This window comes from Methylosinus sp. is20ea (genome assembly GCF_059718135.1).
The window spans coordinates 2,888,083-2,906,267 of the sequence record NZ_AP046088.1; the positions used below are offsets into that span (position 1 = coordinate 2,888,083).

Consider the following 18,185-nt stretch of genomic DNA (forward strand, 5'->3'; position numbering starts at 1 on the left):
TCCTCGAAGAGACGCGTTGCTTCAAATCTGGCGCGCGCCGCGCCGTCGGCGTCCCGTTTAGAGATATTTTATCGAGACGGAAACCCGAATCGGCCTCTCGCCGCAGCCATCCTTATCCGGGTTTTTATGTTTTATTGTGGGCGCGCGGTCGCGGCCACGGCCTGCGCGGGCGCGGTTTGCGGGGTCGTTCCCGCCAGCGCCTGCGCCTGGCGTTCCTGGGCCTGCTCCTGGCGTTCCTGAAAATAGCGCTCGATCGCTTGCGCCGTGGCCTCGGCGGCGCGCTCGCGCCATTCCGTCGAGACGAGCCGCGACAGATCGCGCGTGCTCGACAAATAGCCGAGCTCGAGCAGAACGGAGGGAATGTCGAAGGTTTTCAGCACCACGAAGCCGGCCGAGCGGCTCGGATTCTTGTTGAGATGGCCGACGGTCTGCCAATAGGCGATCAGCGTGCGGGCGAAGACATGGCTATAGGCGCGCGTCTCGCGCCGCGTCAGATCGTAGAGAATGTCGCCGACCTCGCCGGCGTCCTCCGATTTGCGCTCGAGCCCAGCGGCGCGGTCGGCGAAATTCTCTTTCTCGGCGATCTTGGCCGCTTCGGCGTCGGAGGCGCGGGCGGAAACCGTATAGACCGTGGCCCCTTCGACGCTCGGCTCGGCGAGCGTATCGGCATGAACCGACAGGAATAATTCGGCTCCGGCCTGACGCGCGACGCGCACGCGCTCATCGAGCGCCATGAAGGCGTCCTCATTGCGGGTGAGCGCCACGCGCAGCTTGCCGTTCGCCTCGAGCTTGGCCTTCAGCGCGCGGGCGAATTCGAGGACGATGGTCTTCTCCTGCTCGCCATGCGGTCCGGCGGCGCCGACGTCGACGCCGCCATGGCCGGGGTCGATGACCAGCATCGGCTTGCCGCCGGGCGTGGGCGGCGGCGGCTCGGCGGCGGCGGCTCTGGGCGCGGCGACCGGCGCGCGGCGGGCCGCCTCGGCGGCGAAGCTCGCGGAGTCCGTGGGCTCGAGCTCGATGACGAGACGCGGCGTCTTCAGCTTCGAATCGCTCTCGGCGCGCACGATCCTGGCGGGCCGCGCCAGATCGATGACGATTCGCGAGCGTCCGGGCGCGAACTGGCCGAAGCGGAAGGAGGTCACGAGCTCGTCGCCGCCGCGTTTATCCTTGGTCGGGCGGCCGATCTCGGGGTCGAGGCGAAAAGCCATTTCCGGCAGATCGACGACGATTCGGTAAGGGTCGGCGACCGGAAACACGGCCGGCGTCACCTCGGCCGTCGTCTCGAAGACGAGGCGCGCCCGGTCTTTTTGCTGCTCGATGCGCGCGGCGATCGCCGAGACCGGCTCGGCCGGCTCCGCCTCGGCCCGGGCGATGGCGAGAGCGAGGCAGCAGGCGAGCGCGACGCGCGCTATGCGCCGAGGCGCACGCCCATTAGCCCACGAACCAAAAGCCCACGAACCAAAAGCCCACGAACCAAAAGCCCGCGAAGGCCCGGCCCCCGTCGGTCGCCTGTCGTCCATATCGAAAATCGCCCCGCTCGCGCGTTCGCCCGCAAACAATATGGCGCGGCTCACGCGACCGCGCGAGCCCGAAATCTTTCTGAGGATATCTGGTTAACGCTGAGTTAGGAGCGGCTGCGCCGCCGCTTTATCCGCGGGCCGCGGGCGCCAGCCTGTGGGCGAAGCGGCGGAGAGAGGTCGTCCAACTTGCGGTGTCGCCTTCGAGACATTATGTATGGAAACGTTCCGTGGAAGGGTCCGAAATGCGTCTCGCGCTTTTCGGCGTTTTACGGCGTCGGGAACCGTCTCGGACGGACGACGCGTTTTTCCGCGGGACGAATTACGTTCGGAATGCACGCCTCGCGCGCGGGTTCGGGACGGGCGGGCGCCGCCGTAAGGCGCTGTGACAATAAGGTTTTTGTGACGAGCTCATGGCGAAGTCCATGACATGCCGCCAATCGAGGCGCCACTCCGCGCGAGAGTATCGCGCGCCGGTGGAGCTATCGATTCGCGCTGTCTTCCCGAGCCGTCGTCACGTGGGCTCCCGGTCGGTTTCGCTTCGGCGGCCGGCCGCGCCTCTCGCCCTGTCCGCCGGCGGTCGCGCCGGTTCGCGTATCCGATGTTTCGCGATCGACACCAACTCCTCGAAAACACGCGTCGACGCTCCGACGCTTCGCCGGACCGCGGTCGCATCATCCCTCACGGGATGTTCGCTCGAGACCGCCGGCGTCGCCTCGCGTCGCGCCGCAAAGAGTTTCTCATGGCCAACAAAATGCTCATCGACGCCTCCCACCCGGAGGAAACCCGCGTAGTCGTGCTACGCGGCAATCGCGTTCAGGAATTCGACTTCGAAGCCGCCGACAAGAAGCCGCTGCGTGGCAATATCTATCTCGCCAAGGTCACGCGCGTGGAGCCTTCGCTCCAGGCCGCCTTCGTGGATTACGGCGGCAATCGTCACGGCTTCCTGGCCTTCGCCGAGATACATCCGGATTATTACCAGATCCCTGTCGCCGACCGGATCGCTCTGCTCGAGGAAGAGAGCCGCGTCCATCAGCAAGAGGACGAGGAGCCGCGTCCGCATGGCGGACGTCGCCGCTCGCGCCGCCGCAATTCGGACGGCGCCGAGAAGCGCGCTCATTCCGACGAGGTGATCTCCGAGAGCGCTCCCGAAAACGAGGAGGGCGCCGAGATCGAGGCCGCCGACGAGGCGGCGCCTGTCGACGCCGCGGCGCCGGCCGAAGGGGCCCGCGCCGAGAGCGCGGAGCCCGAATCGGCACCCGCCGAAGAGCCCGAGGCTCCCGCGGCGCAGGCGAGCGCGCCGGAAGCGGTCGAGGCCGAGCCGATCGCCGTCGATCCGCAGGGCTTCGGCGTCATCGAGGCCGGCCATCCCGAGGAAGCTCCGGCGGAGCCGGCCGAGCTCGACCATGAGGTCAAGGCCCGCCGTCAGGACGAGCGCGACCAGAGCGAGCGCTATGTGGAACACGAGGCCGAGCGCGAGCGCGAAGAGGCCCGCCGCCGCGACGACGACCACGACGAGGAAGAAGAGCACGAGGACGAGGAAGAGCACGTCGAGCATATCGGCGGCGACGCCATGGAGGAGGTCCCGCACCGCCCCTCGCGTTCGCGTCGTCAATATAAGATCCAGGAGGTCATCAAGCGCCGCCAGGTTCTGCTCGTTCAGGTCGTCAAGGAGGAGCGCGGCAACAAGGGCGCGGCGCTCACCACCTATCTCTCGCTCGCCGGCCGCTATTCCGTGCTGATGCCCAACACCGCGCGCGGCGGCGGCATCTCCCGCAAGATCACCGATGGAGCCGACCGCAAGCGCTTGAAGGAGATCGTGCAGGACCTCGAGGTGCCGGAGGGCATGGGCGTCATTCTGCGCACCGCCGGCGCGACGCGCACCAAGGCCGAGGTCAAACGCGACTTCGAATATCTGCTGCGCATGTGGGAGAGCGTGCGCGAGCTGACTTTGCGCTCCAGCGCGCCGACGCTCGTCTATGAGGAGGGCTCGCTGATCAAGCGCGCCATCCGCGACCTCTATGGCCGCGACGTGGACGAGGTCGTCGTCTCCGGCGACGACTCCTATCGCGAGGCCAAGGATTTCATGCGCATGCTCATTCCGAGCCATGCGAAGAATGTCCGCCTCTATCGCGATCCCAATCCGATCTTCGCCGCCGCGGGGGCGGAGGCGCAGCTCGACGCGCTATTCTCCAATCAGGTGACGCTGAAGTCGGGCGGCTATCTGGTCATCAATCAGACCGAGGCGCTGGTCGCCATCGACGTGAACTCGGGCCGCTCCACGAGAGAGCATAATATCGAGGACACGGCGCTGCGCACCAATCTGGAGGCGGCCGACGAGGTCGCCCGTCAGCTGCGCCTGCGCGATCTCGCCGGCCTCATCGTCGTCGATTTCATCGACATGGAGGAGAGCCGCAACAATCGCTCCGTCGAGCGCCGCTTGAAGGATGCGTTGAAGAACGACCGCGCCCGCATTCAGGTCGGCCGCATCTCGCATTTCGGCCTGCTCGAAATGTCGCGCCAGCGCATCCGCGCCGGCGTGCTCGAGGGCTCGACCGTGCCCTGTCCGCATTGCGCCGGCGCCGGCACTGTGCGCTCCACCGCCTCCATCGCGCTGCATGTGCTGCGCGTGCTCGAGGATGCGCTCATCAAGAGCGCGGCGCATGACATCATCCTGCGCACGCGCACCGTGGTCGCGCTCTACATCCTCAATCAGAAGCGCAGCCATCTGCAGGCGCTGGAGCGCCGTTTCGGCGTCGCCATCACCGTCTCGGCCGACGACAGCCTCACCGGCACCTCCTATCACGCGCTGGAGCGTGGCGAGCCGGCCACCGGCGTGCGCGAGCTTCCGATCCACCAGCCGCTGCGCGTCGATTCTCTCGCCGATGATCTCGAGGATGAGATCGAGCCGACGGAAGCCGAGGCCGTTGAGGAGGACGAGATCGTCGAGCGCCGGCCCGAAAGCGCGCGCCCCGAAAGCGCGCGCCCGGAGAGCGCACGCAACGACAACGGGCGGACCGAGACCGGACGGCGCGAAGAGCGCGTCGCCCTTCCGGCTTTCGCCGAGGAAGACGAGGATGGGCAGCCGCGCGCGCGTCGTCGACGTCGGCGTCGCGGTCGCGGCGGCGGCCTTTCGGGTGGCGAGGCCCCGGCGCCGGGCGCCGAGCAGCCTTCCGACGAAGGCCTCGCCATCGTCGCGGAGATCGACGGCGTGCCGACCGCGCCGTCCAATGAAGTCCCGCGTCCCGCGGAACGGGGCAGCCGCGGCGGACGCGGCCGTCGCGCCGGCCGCTGGACGCGCTCCTCGCCGCTGCCGCCCGAATATCGCGAGCAGGGCGCCTTCCCGCTCGACGAGGGCGTCGAGGAGACGGCCGTCTCTGCGGCCGAGGCTCATATCCCGTCCTTCGAGGCGCCTGAACCCGCGGCTCCGGTCGTCGACGAGGCGGTCGCTCCTCCCGCTTCTGCGCCGACGGCAGAAGCCGAGGCGCCGAGCGCCCCCGAGCCGGAGCGGCCCGCTCCGCAGCCCGCGCGGGCGCCGGAGCCTGAGGCTCCAGCCGCTCCGATCACGCGTGAGGCGTCGGCCCCGCGGCCTCCGCGCGAGCCGACCGAAACGGTCATCACCCAGGCCGACCCCGACCGCCCCAAAAAGGGCGGCTGGTGGCAGCGCGCCAAGGACTCGCTCGCTCGCGATTGACAGACACAAAGCGCGACGGCCTCGAGGGGCTGTCGCGCCGATCTTCTCTCGGCTTTTGTTCTGACGCCTCTCCGACGCCGAACCGGCGCCCACTTCGGCTGGATACACTCTATTTGCCGAGCGCTTTTACGCATTCCGGGCCGAGTTCCGACGAATGCTTCTGCAGACAGGCGAGGATGCGGCCGCCGCCCGGCATGACGCCGCTGCACAGACGCTGATAATCTGCTTTGCAGGCTTTTTTCACGGCGTCGGCTCTGTCGCCGACAGGCGCCGTCTGCGCCGCGGCGGGCCCGGCCGCGAGAGCGGCGGCGACAATGGCCGCAATGGCCGAAAGCTTCAGTCTGTTCATCGTGATTCTCCTCGAAACGATTGTCGCTTTCATTCGCCTGCGGAACTCATCGCGCCGTGATGGCGTGGGCCTCGCCGCGGCGTGGCGTCGCATCGGCCGCGCCGGGCGGGGCGAACAGCATGCGCAGCGCGCCGCGCCAATCGTCGGCGGCTCCCGCGTCGCGGAACATCGCGGCCCATTCGCCGAGCGCGATCTTCAGCGGGTTGAAGCTCGGCGTCGCGCCGACGAGCCCATAGCGCAGCGCCTCCTCCTTCGGCGCCTCGGCGAAAGTGCCGAACAGGCGATCGAAGACGATCAGCACGCCGCCGTAATTCCTGTCGAGGCAGGATGTGTTGGAGGCGTGATGCACGCGATGATGCGCCGGCGTGTTCAGCACATGTTCGAGAACGCCCAGGCGCGGGCAGAGCTCTGTGTGGATGAAGAATTGATACAGGAGATTCGCCGTCAGCATCAGCACGATGGCGATGGGATGAAAGCCGAGCCAGGCGAGCGGCAGGAAGAACAGAAAATTGCCGGAGAGGCCGGCCGTCCAGCCGAGCCGCACGGCGGCTGTGTAGTTCATTCGCGTCGGCGAATGGTGGACGGAATGCGTCGCCCACATCCAGCGCACGCGATGCGAGGCGCGATGGTCCCAATAATAGAAGAATTCGACGCCGAGGAAGAGCGTGACGACAGCGAGCGCGCTGGTCGGATCGAAATCGATCAGGCGATGCTCATAGGCGAAGGCGTAAGGCCCGGCGACGATCAGCGCCTCGACGCCGCGCAGCGCGTTGCGCCCGAGGGCGACGCCGAGCGAGGCGGCGCTCTCGCGCAGATCGTGATGCTCGCGCGCGGCGAGGCGCGCCAGTAGATATTCGAGCGCCATGAAGCCGATGGCGACGGCGAGAATGATCATCCTCGCATGGAGATCGAGCGGAGAATTCGGAAGTTGCGGCATGATGCGACCTCGTGAGAGGGAAGAGGCGAGCGGGCCGGACTCGGGCGGGCCTCTGCTAGGCTCAGCGGGAGACGGAGCGGGAATAGCTGTAAGAGCCGCCGCTCGGTCCAGAGCCCTGGCCGCCGACAGCGCAGGCGCCGCCGCTGCAATTGGCCGAGCCGGAGCGGCTCCAGGCTCCGCGGCGGCCGGCGCCGCCGCCGTTCCAGGAGCAGGAGCCTCCGGCGCAGCCCCCTGAGGCGCCCCAATTGCTCGTCCCGCGCGGGCCGGTGAATGACCCGCTTCGAGTCCAGGCGCCCGCCTCGGAGACGGCCGCGAAGAAAATGACCGCGGCCAGAGCCGGAGCGGCGATCGATCGGAACATGTGAAACCTCCTCGTCATCTTGCCGTCGATGTTTCGACGTGAGCGGAGGATGGGCCTTCGACGTCCCGCGCCGATCACGGCGGCGCGATTTTTCGTCGCGAATTGTCGCCCTTTCGTAACGATGTGTAACAACACCTCGCGCGCTCTTGCCTCCGAGGCGTGGCGGATCGACATTTGCGCCATGAGCGCGCCCGCGGCCCGAATTCTGATGGTGGAGGACGATTCCGAAATCGGTCGGCTGGTCGGCGATTTTCTGCGTCGCGAGGGTTTCGAGCTCACCCTTGCGCCGAACGCGGAGGCGATGGACGAAGCGCTCGCGCAGGCGCGGCCCGATCTCCTCATCCTCGATCTGATGCTCCCCGGCGAGGATGGCCTCTCCATCTGTCGGCGCCTGCGCGCCGGCGATTCGCTCCCGATCCTGATGCTGACGGCCAAGAGCGACGAGATCGACCGCGTCGTCGGCCTAGAAATGGGCGCCGACGATTATCTGACCAAGCCCTTCGGCCCGCGCGAATTGCTCGCGCGCGTGCGCGCGCTGCTGCGGCGCGCCCAGGCGGCGCCGAGCCGGCCGGCGAGCCGGCGCTTCGCTTTCGATCGCTTCGTGCTCGATCTCGACGCGCGCGGCTTCGAGGGCGGCCTCGGGCCGATCGCGCTGACGAGCGCGGAATTCGATCTTCTCGCCTGTTTCGCGCAGCATCCGCGCCGCGTGCTGACGCGCGATCAATTGCTCGATTGGACGCATTGCCGCAACGATGGCCGCAACGCCGATCCCTACGACCGCTCGATCGACATGCTGGTCTCGCGCCTGCGCAAGAAGCTCGAGGCGGCGGGGGCGAGCGCCGATCTCGTCGCCACCGTGCGCAATGGCGGCTATTTGTTCAAGGCCGAGGTCAGGCGGCTCTCATGATGGCGCGCTGGACGATCGCCGCGCGAATCACGCTCATCGTCGTGGTGAGCCTGACGGCGGTCTGGGTCGCCGCTATCGCCGCGATCTATCGTTTCACCGCCGATCAGAGCGCGCGCGCGCGTCCGACCCCCGAGCATGTCGCGACCGTCGCTCTGCTCGTCGAGCAAACGCCGCCGCAGCTGCGCGCGCTCGCGCTGGAGGCGGTCGCGTCTCCGCAATTCGCGGCGCGGCTTCTGCCGGCGGGCGCAGCGCATGCCTCTTCCGGCCCGCCTGTGGCGGAGGATATACGCCATGACTATGCCGCTGCGCTCGGCGACCGCGGCCTCATCCTGGAATGGCGTCCCACTCTGCCGATCGGCCGCCGCTTTCCGCATCTCGCCGGCGCGCTCTCCAATGCGCTCGAGTTCCGCATCGCTCTGCGCAATGGCGAGACTCTGCTCATCGACACGCGCGGCGCGCTGCTCGTCGCGCGCTCGGGCGTTCCCGTGGGGCTGCTCGCGGGATTGTTCGGCACGCTGGTGGCGCTGGCCGCGCTCATCGTCATGCATCGCGAGACGAAGCCGCTCGCGCGCCTCGCCGCCGCCGTCGACGCCATCGATCTCTCGGGCGAGCCCGCGCCACTGCGGCCCGGCGGCAATGCGCCGGAAGTGCGCGCGCTCGTCGCCGCCTTCGAGCGATTGCAGGCGCGGCTCTCCGGCCTGTTGCGTGGGCGCATGGCGCTGATCGGCGGCATTTCTCATGACGTGCGCACTTTCGCGACGCGTCTGCGGCTGCGCGTCGAAGCCATCGCCGACGAGGCCGAGCGCCGCCGCGCCATCGCCGATATCGACGATATGATCCGCCTGCTCGACGACGCGCTTCTGTCGAGCCGCGCCGGCGCCGGAGAGCTCACGCGCGAGCTGATCGATGTCGAGGCGCTGGTTCGCGGTGAGGTCGAGGATCGCGCGCAGAGTGGCGGAGTCGTCGATCTGAATGTCATCGGCGCCGAAAGCGCGATGGCGCTCGGCGATCGGCTGGCCTTGCGCCGCATCGTCGCCAATCTCGTCGACAATGCGCTGAAATACGGCCACGCCGCGCATATCGCGCTCGCCATGCGCGGCGGATGCGTCGAGATCGCCGTGGAGGACGAAGGGCCGGGAATCCCAGAGGCGCAGCGCGCGCTGATGCTGGAACCCTTCAGCCGGCTCGAGACGTCGCGCAGTCGCGGCGCCGGCGGCGCCGGCCTCGGCCTCGCTGTCGTGCGCGCGCTCGTCGAGGCGCATGGCGGCGAGGTGACGATCGGCCGCGCCGCGAAGGGCGGCGCGCGCGTCGCCGTCACGCTGCCGCTGTTCGAGAGCGGGTGAGTTACACGGCTCGTATGATCGCGTCGACGAATTGCTCGGCGGTCTCGATCGCCTGCTCGGCTTCCGAGACGCTCACGCCGATATCGTCGCCGATCGCATAGTTGGCGGTCGCCTTCAAATTATAGGCGCGCGCGAGAAATGTCGGAAAAGCCGGATCGATGCGCGGATCGTCTTTCGCGAGGCGGGCGAATTCGCTGCGCACGCCATTGTGGCTCTTGGCTCCTTTGCCGGTTTTCTCGAATATGAAAGCTTGTGCGGCGTTTTAGGCCGTGAGATAGGCGGCGCGGCCTGCCGCTTCCGGTAATTCATTGGCGAGCACGATTCGCGCTTCTCTCAGTGACTGTCGCGCCTTGGAGAGATAGGCGGTCGTCTCGGGCTGCGTCATAGATCGACGCCGTCGCGCCGAAGCTCATGCATCAACGGCGTGCGGGCGCCATAGGCTCCGGCGGAAAAGGGCAGGGCGTTGATGACCGCGCCCGTGTCATAGAGGATCGCCGTCTCGATCTCGGCGAGACGGCCGCTCTCTTTCCAGAAGCTCTCCGCTTCTCTGAGAAAAACCGCGACGTCATAGTCCGAATCGGCGCGGGCGTCGTCACGCGCGCGCGAGCCGTACAGCACTGCGCGCTCGAGCCGATCGCCATAGGCGGCGGCGAGCTCGGCGCGAAAGCGCGTGAGAACAGGGTCGAGCGGAACCGGCGTCGTCATGCGTCGAGCCTGCCATAATAGAGCGCGATTTCACACCGGAAAATCTGGCGCCGTCGGCGCCTTCGTCAAATTCACGTTTTCGCCGCGCCGAGCCAGGCCGCGAGGCGGTCGAGGCCGAGCCGAACCTCGCTCTCGGCGCCGGCGTAGGAGAAGCGCAGCATATGCTTGCCGCGCGCGCGGTCGAAATCGACGCCGGGCGTGACGGCGACGCCGGCCTCCTCCAGCATGCGCTTGCAGAAGGCCGCCGAATCCGCCGTGAAGCGAGAGACATCGGCATAGACATAGAAGGCGCCGTCGGGCGGCGCGAAATCGGCGAATCCCAAGCGCGGCAGGCGCTCCAGCAGCAGAGCGCGGCTGCGCGCATAGCCGGTCTTCACCGCCTCGAGCTCCGCTTGCGCCTCGAAGGCGAAGGGCGCGGCGATTTGCGCCAGCGTCGGCGCGGAAATGGCGAGCGATTGCTGCAGCCGCTCCATCGGCCGCACCAAGGGCTCGGGCGCGACGAGCCAGCCGAGCCGCCAGCCGGTCATCGCATAATATTTGGAGAAGCTGTTCACGACGATGGCGTTGCGCGACTGCGCCAGCGCCGTCTCGCAGGGCCGCTCATAGGAGAGGCCGTGATAGATTTCGTCCGAGATGAAGAGAATTCCCGCGTCGTCGCAAAAGGCGCAGATTTTCGCGAATTCGTCGCTCTGGATCATCGCGCCGGTCGGATTGGCCGGGCTCGCCAGCAGCGCGCCGTCGAGGCGTTTTTCGCGATGCGCCGCCTCGAGCAGAGCCGCGGTCGGCGAGAAGCGCGTTTCGGCGCCGACCTCGATCAGCACGGGCTCGAGGCCGAGCGAAGCCAGAATATTGGCGTAGGCCGGATAGCCCGGCGCGGTCATGGCGATGCGCGCGCCCGGATCGAAGCCGGCGAGAAACGCCAGCAGAAACGCCCCCGATGAGCCGGTGGTGACAATGACGCGCTCCGGCGAGACATCGACGCCATAGGTCTCGCCGTAATGGCGCGCGATGCGCTGGCGCAGCGCCGGACGGCCGAGCGCCTCCGCATAGCCGATGGCGCCTTGCGTGAGCGCGCGCGCCGCGGCCTCGCGCACGGCGAGCGGCGCCGGCGCGCCGGGCTCGCCGAGCTCCATATGGACGATGCGCCGGCCCCGGCGCTCGAGCTCGCGGGTTTCGCTCAGCACATCCATCGCGATGAAGGGCGCGACGGCGCTGCGTTTCGAAGGGGTGGGAGGCGTCGTCATTCGATCAGCATAGCAGAGACGAACGCCGCGCGCGAAAACCCATGGCCGTGCGTATCGAACAATTCCATTGGAGCGGAAAGCGGTCGTCGTCATTCGAATGGAAGCCTCGAGGGGGGCTCGAGCGGAACTTCACTTTCGTTGACGGGAGACTCTAGGCGCCCTTTTGCGACTGTTCCGCAAAGCCGCGCTGGCGCAGCAGCGCATCGACGCTCGGCATGCGTCCGCGGAAGGCGACATAGGCTTGCGCCGGGTCCTGCGTTCCGCCGGCCGCGTAGATGAAGCGACGCAGACGCTCGGCAATCTCGGGCGCGAAAGGATCGCCCGCCTCGAGGAAGGCCTCATAGGCGTCGGCGTCGAGGGTCTCCGCCCAGAGATAAGAATAATAGCCGGCCGAATAGCCGTCGCCGGCGAAGACATGAGTGAAATGCGGCGTCCTGTGCCGCATGACGATCTCCTGCGGCATGGAGATGCGCGCAAGGCTCTCGCGCTCGAAGCGAAGCGCGTCGAAACTCTCGTCGATCGCGCTTTCGTGCAGATCGAGATCGACATAGGCCGAGGCGCAGAATTCGACGCTGGTGAAGCCCTGGTTGAAATGGCGCGACTTGGCGATGCGCTCGAGCATATCCTCCGGCATGGGCGCGCCGGTCTCGGCATGGCGCGCGAAGGCGCGGAGAATTTGCGGCTCGAGCAGCCAATGCTCATAGAGCTGCGACGGCAGCTCGACGAAATCGCGCGCGACGCTCGTGCCCGCGACGAGCGGATAGGTGACATTCGACAACATGCCATGCAGCGCATGGCCGAACTCGTGAAACAAAGTGCGCGCGTCGTCGAGGCTGAGCAGGGTCGGCGCGCCATCGGGCGCTTGCGAGAAGTTCAGCACATTGACGACGATCGGACGAATGCGGCCGTCGAGATTCTCCTGGCCGCGGAACTCCGACATCCAGGCGCCGCCGCGCTTGGAGGGCCGCGCGAAATAATCGCCGAGGAAGAGCGCGACATGCTCGCCCGCAGAATCGCGGACGTCGAAGGCGCGCACGCTCTGGTGATAGAGATCGAGGCCTTTCACCTCGACGAAGGAGAGGCCGAACAGTCGCTCGGCGACATGGAAGGCGGCGGCGATCATCGCGTCGAGCTGGAAATAGGGGCGCAGCTCCGCCTGGTCGAGATCGTAGCGCTCCTTGCGCACGCGCTCGGCGTAATGGCGCCAGTCGGAGGCGGCGATCGCGACATTGGCGCCGTCGCGCTCCGCGAGCGCCTGGAGATCGTCGCGCTCGGCCTTGGCCGCGGCGAGCGCCGGCGCCCAGACGCGGTCGAGCAGCTCGCGCACGGCGCTGGGCGTCTTCGCCATCGTGTCGTCGAGCTTATAGGCGGCGAAGCTGGCAAAGCCGCTCAGCTTCGCGCGCTCCTCGCGCAGGCGCAAAATCTCGGCGATCAGCGCGCGATTGTCGGTCGCCCCGCCATTTTCGCCGCGGCTGGCCCAGGCGCGGAAGGCGATGTCGCGCAGATCGCGGCGCGTCGAGCTCTGCAGAAAAATCTCGACGCTGGAGCGGGCGAGGGTCACCGCATATTTGCCCGGCGCGCCGCGCTCGCGCGCGACATGCGCCGCCGCGGCGCGGAAATCCTCCGACAGGCCGTCGAGATCGCTCTCCTCGAGCAGCAGCAGATAATCGGCCTCGTCGGCGAGCACATTCTGCGCGAAAGAGGTGGTGAGATTGGCGAGACGCTCGGATATTTCCGCCATGCGGCGCTTGGCGTCCTCGTCGAGCTTCGCGCCGGCGCGCAGAAAGCGCTTATGCGTGAGCTCCAGCACGCGCGCCTGCTCCGGCGTCAGCGCCAGCGCGTCGCGGCGCGCATAGAGGGAGTCGACGCGGGCGAAGAGCGCGGCGTTCAGCAGGATCTCATTCTCATGCCGCGCGAGGGCGCCGGATATGTCGCGCTCGATCTCCTGGAGCTCGGGCGTGGTGTCGGTCGCGGCGAGATTCCAGAACACGCCGCCGACGCGGGCCAGCTGGCGCCCGGAGCGCTCCAGCGCGGCGATCGTGTTCTCGAAGTCGGGCGGCGCGGGGTCGGCGGCGATGCGCCCGATCTCGGCCAGATTTTCCGCCATGCCGGCCTCGAAGGCGGGGCGGTAATGCTCGGCCTTCAGCGCGCCGAAGGGCGGCAGCTTGAAAGCTTCGGTCGAGGCGGAAAGCAGCGGGTTTTCGGTCGTCATCATGTCCCTCGGATCGTCGCCTCGAGATTAAGGGCTCGGGCCGCCCCGCGCCAGCGATCTCGGCGGTTGCCGCCGATCCCCGATTAGTGTAGTAGATTTATAGACTGAGTCTATCGAGGCGGCGGCCTTCCGCCGCCTGTCGAAGGGGCGGCGCGGTGACGCAAGCAAAGCATGGGCCGCAAGCAGACGAGTCGCGAGCCGGGCATGGGTCGCAGTTCGGCGGTTTTCCGCGGCTCGGCCGCATTGTCGCCGAGCTCGGCGAATTGCGCCGCGCCGCGCAGAAACGGCGTTATCGCGACGGGCGTCTGCCCGAGCTGCCCTCGCGCGAGGCGACGATCGAGATCATCGAGGATCTCGCGGCGAGCCTCTATCCGCGCCATTTCGGTCCGCCGGAGCTGACGACGGACAGCGCCGACGGCTTCGTGCTCTACACGCTGGACAAGAGCCTGCGCGCGCTGCGCGAGCAGGTGCGCCGCGAGCTGCAATTGCTCGCCAATGGCGCCGACGACGGCAAGACCGACTATCGTCCGCGCGCGCATGAGATCGTCGACGCTTTCGCCGACGCCCTGCCGGAGATACGCGCGCTGCTCGACACCGACATTCGCGCCGCCTATGAGGGCGACCCGGCGGCCAAGAGCCTCGACGAAGTGGTGTTCTCCTATCCGGGCCTTTCGGCGATCATCCGCCACAGGCTGGCGCATCGTCTCTATCTGCTCGGCGCGCCCATGCTGGCGCGGCTCGTCTCCGAGATCGCCCATTCGGCGACGGGAATCGACATTCATCCCGGCGCCGAGATCGGCGAAGGCTTTTTCATCGATCACGGCACCGGCGTCGTCATCGGCGAGACGGCGATCATCGGAAAAAATGTGCGCCTCTATCAGGCGGTCACGCTCGGCGCGAAGCGATTCGAGGTCGACGAGACCGGCGCGCTGGTGAAGGGCGGCGCGCGTCATCCGATCATCGAGGACGATGTGGTGATCTACGCCGGCGCCACGGTGCTCGGCCGAATCACCATCGGCCGCGGCTCGGTCATCGGCGGAAATGTCTGGCTCACGCATGGCGTGCCGGCGGGCAGCAACGTCACCCAGGCGAAGCCGCTGAGCGAATCCTTCACCTTCGGCGCCGGCATCTGAACGTCACGGCGCAGGCGCGAAGCCGCGCGTCGGAAAATCGTCTTTTGCCGCCATGTCGCCCGCCGTCATGTCTTTCGTCGCCATGTCTTTCGCCGTCACGTCGCCCGCTGCTGTGTCGCCAGCGGGCGCGACGCGATCGGAGATCGCCGAGCAGAGTGCGGCGGCATTGTCCCAAGTGCAGGTCGTCGCGCCGATTCCGCGCATGCATGTGCATCGGTAGAGCACGCCCGCGACGCATCGCGTAGCGCCCGAATCGCTCGTCGATCGACAATCCTGGGCGGCGGCGGCGCTCGCGGCGATCATCATGGCGGCCGTGAGGCTCCTCCTCATCGGATATTTCATGTCGTGCGCTCCGGAGATGTCTACGGACTGGCCCGGGGTTATTTATCGCGCGGCCGAAGGGGATCAATATGCGTCGACTCGCCGCGTCGCGACTCTGCGAGTCGGCTGCCCCGGTCCGCGAGAGGAGACGCCATGATTCGCGACTATGTCAGCCACGCCGCCAATGAGCGGACGTTTCTCGCCTGGGTGCGCACCGGCGTCGCGATCATGGCGCTGGGCTTCGTGATCGAAAAATTCGATCTTTTCGTTCACACCATCAGCGCCACGCTTCCCGCCATGGAGCGCGGGGCGATCTTGCAGCGTCTCGACAAATTGTCGGGACCTCTGGCGAGCGGCGGCGGCGGCGTATTGGTGCTCGGAGGCGTTGCGCTCATCGTCGTCGCAACCGTGCGTTTCATCCACACGCGTCGTCTCATCGACGACGAGGCGCAGCATGGGTCCGACGTTGGAATCGGCGAACTCGTCGTTCTCGCCGCGCTCCTGCTGCTCGGCTCGGGATTCGTCGTCTATCTCGCGATCGGCTGACGCCGCTCAGCGGCCATCTCGGCGGCCAACTCAGCGACCATGCGTGCCCGTCGCGGGAAAATCGTCCTCGACATGGACGACCGGCGGCGGCTCGGCGGGCGCGTCGAGGCGTTGCGGCGCGCGCCATGGACGGCCCTCCTGCTCGGCGCGGCGAAACTCCTCGAAACCGTCATAGATCGACGTGAGCAGGCCGTTGCATTCCGAGCGCGACAGTTTCGTCTTGTGCATCAGAACCTCGACGATCCGCTCGAGCTCCTTGTGCAAATGCCGCAGGCGCATGGCGGCGACCGATTGCAACTCCTCGAAGATCGCGAGGCTGAGCTTCTGCGTCTCTTCTTCGGCGAGCGAAGCCGTGTAGTGGGTCTTGTGCATGAAGGACTGCGCCAGTCGAAAGGCGGTGCTCATGTTGCGGTCGTCGACGCCGTCCTGCGGCGGCGTCCCGATGAAAATATGCTCGGCGATGCGCGGCGCGAGCGCGCGCATCGCATGCAGCGCGTCCTTGTCGGCGGGCGTGGCGAGATCATTGATGAAATGCGCGACGCCTTTCTCCTGCTCGAATTGCACATCGGCGAGCCAGAGATCGGAGCCGGCGCGTCCCGATCCGCGAAACAGCGAGACGCTCTGCGTGCGCAGACCTCCCGTCGCCGAGATCAGCATGATGCCGGCCGCCCGCGCCGCCGTGCGGCGACGTCCCGACGTGTCGGGGTCCGTCGGGGTCATGCGCTTGCTCACCGCGCGTCTCAGAGCGCGCGCGGCCTTCTCCGCGCGGGCGCGCTCGGCCTCGATACGTTGCTGCTCGCGCAGCGCGGCGAGCGCCTGCTCGCGCGCCGCGATCGCCGCGGCGTCGATCGTCGACGTCTCCGGCTTGGTCGATTTCGATTTGCGTCGAGTATGCGCGATATATGTGCCCACGCCGCTCCTCCGCAGAGCGCCTCGGCCGACGGATCGCGATCTCGTGACATGTCGCTATCGTCTCAGGCGCGACAGAAACGCTAGCGCCGAAGACGACGGCTCGGCGATTGTGGAGATTCCCCTTGTGGCCGCCACGCATGGGGTCGCGGCCGCCGCCGCGCGCGGTCTCGCCGGCGCCGCGCGCAGGGCGCTGCAATGACACGGAAAAGCGGATATATTCCTATTTACCTAATCAGATTTATGAATTAAATTTCGTCGCGTTTTTTCCGATTTCGTCGCGGGCGGAACTGCCGCCGGCGGCCATTCGGCGCAAGGCGGAGCGTCACGAATGTCGATCTTGCTTTTCCTTCATCGATGGGTGGGCGTGGTCCTGGCGCTGTTCATGCTCGCCTGGTTCTCGACCGGACTTTCCATCGCCTTCATCGGCTCGCCGACCATCGATCGCGCGCAGCGGCTCGCCCATGCGCAGACGCTCGCGCCGCAAGACGGCTGGCTCTCGCTCGGCGAGGCGCTGAGCGCGAGCGCTTCCGCCCGCGCTCAGGCCGTGAAAGCGGGCGGCGACGGCGGCGAGGGCGGCGGCATGGGACATGCGCGTCACGAGCATTCCGGCGGCGCAAAGGGCGAGCGCGGCGTGGCCGACGCGCGTCTGCTGCGCGTTGGCGACGAGCCGATCTGGCTCGTCGAAGACGATGCGGGCCGGCGCTTCGCTCTTTCGGCGACCAATGGCGCGCTGATCGAGTTCGACCAGCAGGCGGCGGAGCGAATCGCGCGCGACTGGCTCGGGGCGCCTTCGCTGCTCTATCTCGACACGGTGGACACGGCCGTCGGCCTGCGCAACGCGGAGACGCTGAAGCCCTTCCATCGCTTTGCGACCGGCGATGCGGCGGGCACGCAGATCCTCGTCTCGGCGCGCACCGGCGAGGTCGCGCAAGCGGCGACGCGAGTCGAGCGCGCTTTCGTCTATGCCGGCAATTGGCTGCATCTCTTCCGCTGGCTCGATCCGCTCGGCGCCGGCGATTATCGGCGCGACGCGCTGACCTATGCTGGATTTTTCGCGGCCGTCGGCGCCTTCTCCGGCGTCGTCATCGGCTGGATCAAGTGGAAACCGGGATTTTTCGGCCGTCCGACCTATGCGCGCGGACGCACGCAGCCCTATCGCGAGAGCTGGCTGAAATATCATTTCTGGGCCGGGCTGATCGGCGGGACTTTCGCCTTCGGCTGGGCGGCGAGCGGATTTCTCTCCACCAATCCGGGGCAGATTTTCTCGCAGGCGACGGCGAGCCGCGAAGAGCTCGCACGCTATCGCGGCCTCGCGCTTCCGCTGGCGGTCGTCGATTGGCGGCCCTCGGCCGCGCTCGGCCTCTCCGCCGATGTCGTGGAGCTCGTCTGGAGCCGTCTCGGCGAGGAGGCGCTGCTCATCGCGCAATCGCGCGACGGCGCGCGCCGCGCTTTGGCGGCGCCGGGCGCCGTCGCAGGGCTCGGCGACGAATCTCTCCTCGCCGCGGCGCGTCGGCTGAAGGAGGGCGTCGCCATCGCCTCCACGGAGACGCTCGCCGATTACGATTCCTATTATTTCGCCAATCATCGGCAGACGGCGCTCGACAAGCCGCTGCCGGTGCTGCGCGTCGATTTCGCCGACGCCGAGCGCACCTCGCTCTACATCGATCCGGCCGACGGTCGCCTGCTCGCGAAATTGGACACGAGCCGGCGCGCCTATCGCTGGCTCTATTCGGCCGTGCATCATTGGGATTTCGGCTGGTTCCGCAATCATTGGCTCTGGTGGGGCTGGATGGGCGTCTGGATCTCCTTCGGCGTCGCGCTCAGCGCCAGCGCCGTGGTGCTGGCGTGGCGGCGGCTGCGGCGCTCGCTTCCTGTTCCGGCGCCGGCGAGCGGCGAAAAGCGCGCGCGCCGCGCCGCCCAGACCGCCTGACCGCGCTGCGCTGATCTTTCGATTTATATCATAGGTTTAGAAGATAAGAGCCCCGCCTCCGTGAGGAGGCGGGG

Annotated in this window: 17 protein-coding genes; 6 read left to right on the plus strand and 11 right to left on the minus strand. The window is 67.6% G+C overall.

What is annotated here, in order from left to right; all coding sequences use genetic code 11:
• Positions 1-131: 131 nt before the first annotated feature.
• Positions 132-1,520, minus strand: a complete 1,389-nt coding sequence (locus AC6IY7_RS13540; protein WP_497779801.1) for an N-acetylmuramoyl-L-alanine amidase — start codon at positions 1,518-1,520, stop codon at positions 132-134.
• A gap of 739 nt (positions 1,521-2,259) precedes the next feature.
• Here AC6IY7_RS13540 and AC6IY7_RS13545 point away from each other — a divergent pair.
• Complete coding sequence (locus AC6IY7_RS13545) at positions 2,260-5,211, plus strand: Rne/Rng family ribonuclease (protein WP_497779803.1); 2,952 nt, start codon at positions 2,260-2,262, stop codon at positions 5,209-5,211.
• Positions 5,212-5,320: 109 nt separating this feature from the next.
• On the opposite strand, the gene AC6IY7_RS13550 is transcribed toward AC6IY7_RS13545, so the two are convergent.
• The 3 genes from AC6IY7_RS13550 to AC6IY7_RS13560 form a co-directional block, all read right to left on the minus strand.
• Entirely contained in the window at positions 5,321-5,560 is a 240-nt protein-coding gene (locus AC6IY7_RS13550; protein ID WP_497779807.1) for a cysteine rich repeat-containing protein, read from the minus strand.
• Between the two features lie 46 nt (positions 5,561-5,606).
• Positions 5,607-6,497, minus strand: a complete 891-nt coding sequence (locus AC6IY7_RS13555) for a sterol desaturase family protein (RefSeq protein ID WP_497779810.1) — start codon at positions 6,495-6,497, stop codon at positions 5,607-5,609.
• Positions 6,498-6,558: 61 nt separating this feature from the next.
• A complete protein-coding gene (locus AC6IY7_RS13560) occupies positions 6,559-6,858 on the minus strand; it encodes a hypothetical protein (RefSeq protein ID WP_497779811.1) in 300 nt (99 codons plus the stop codon).
• Between the two features lie 181 nt (positions 6,859-7,039).
• Here AC6IY7_RS13560 and AC6IY7_RS13565 point away from each other — a divergent pair, with 181 nt between their 5' ends.
• A complete protein-coding gene (locus tag AC6IY7_RS13565) occupies positions 7,040-7,765 on the plus strand; it encodes a response regulator (RefSeq protein ID WP_497779813.1) in 726 nt (241 codons plus the stop codon).
• A complete protein-coding gene (locus tag AC6IY7_RS13570) occupies positions 7,762-9,108 on the plus strand; it encodes an ATP-binding protein (protein ID WP_497779815.1) in 1,347 nt (448 codons plus the stop codon). Before AC6IY7_RS13565 ends, AC6IY7_RS13570 begins: the two co-directional genes overlap by 4 nt.
• Position 9,109: 1 nt before the next feature.
• Here AC6IY7_RS13570 and AC6IY7_RS13575 read toward each other — a convergent pair whose 3' ends face one another.
• From AC6IY7_RS13575 to AC6IY7_RS13595, 5 genes are all read right to left on the minus strand, one after another.
• Entirely contained in the window at positions 9,110-9,310 is a 201-nt protein-coding gene (locus AC6IY7_RS13575; protein ID WP_497779816.1) for a hypothetical protein, read from the minus strand.
• A gap of 60 nt (positions 9,311-9,370) precedes the next feature.
• Entirely contained in the window at positions 9,371-9,493 is a 123-nt protein-coding gene (locus tag AC6IY7_RS13580) for a hypothetical protein (protein WP_497779818.1), read from the minus strand.
• On the minus strand, positions 9,490-9,813 hold the full coding sequence (locus AC6IY7_RS13585; protein WP_497779819.1) for a nucleotidyltransferase domain-containing protein: 324 nt from the start codon (positions 9,811-9,813) through the stop codon (positions 9,490-9,492). The genes AC6IY7_RS13580 and AC6IY7_RS13585 overlap by 4 nt, the downstream gene beginning before the upstream one ends.
• Positions 9,814-9,884: 71 nt before the next feature.
• A complete protein-coding gene (locus AC6IY7_RS13590) occupies positions 9,885-11,057 on the minus strand; it encodes an aminotransferase class I/II-fold pyridoxal phosphate-dependent enzyme (RefSeq protein ID WP_497779822.1) in 1,173 nt (390 codons plus the stop codon).
• A 151-nt stretch (positions 11,058-11,208) separates the two neighbouring features.
• Positions 11,209-13,269 carry a M3 family metallopeptidase gene (locus tag AC6IY7_RS13595; protein ID WP_497782842.1) on the minus strand — a complete coding sequence of 687 codons (2,061 nt, stop codon included), beginning with the start codon at positions 13,267-13,269 and terminating at the stop codon, positions 11,209-11,211.
• Between the two features lie 242 nt (positions 13,270-13,511).
• Between AC6IY7_RS13595 and epsC the strand changes: the two genes are divergently transcribed.
• Positions 13,512-14,402, plus strand: coding sequence for a serine O-acetyltransferase EpsC (gene epsC, locus AC6IY7_RS13600; protein ID WP_497782843.1), 891 nt, complete (start codon positions 13,512-13,514; stop codon positions 14,400-14,402).
• Between the two features lie 3 nt (positions 14,403-14,405).
• Here epsC and AC6IY7_RS13605 read toward each other — a convergent pair whose 3' ends face one another.
• Positions 14,406-14,744 carry a hypothetical protein gene (locus AC6IY7_RS13605; protein ID WP_497779824.1) on the minus strand — a complete coding sequence of 113 codons (339 nt, stop codon included), beginning with the start codon at positions 14,742-14,744 and terminating at the stop codon, positions 14,406-14,408.
• Positions 14,745-14,876: 132 nt separating this feature from the next.
• Between AC6IY7_RS13605 and AC6IY7_RS13610 the strand changes: the two genes are divergently transcribed.
• Complete coding sequence (locus AC6IY7_RS13610; protein ID WP_497779825.1) at positions 14,877-15,269, plus strand: YidH family protein; 393 nt, start codon at positions 14,877-14,879, stop codon at positions 15,267-15,269.
• Between the two features lie 30 nt (positions 15,270-15,299).
• On the opposite strand, the gene AC6IY7_RS13615 is transcribed toward AC6IY7_RS13610, so the two are convergent.
• Positions 15,300-16,181, minus strand: coding sequence for a hypothetical protein (locus tag AC6IY7_RS13615; protein ID WP_497779826.1), 882 nt, complete (start codon positions 16,179-16,181; stop codon positions 15,300-15,302).
• 328 nt (positions 16,182-16,509) lie between these two features.
• On the opposite strand from AC6IY7_RS13615, the gene AC6IY7_RS13620 reads away from it, so the two are divergent.
• A complete protein-coding gene (locus tag AC6IY7_RS13620; RefSeq protein ID WP_497779827.1) occupies positions 16,510-18,111 on the plus strand; it encodes a PepSY domain-containing protein in 1,602 nt (533 codons plus the stop codon).
• Positions 18,112-18,185 lie beyond the last annotated feature (74 nt).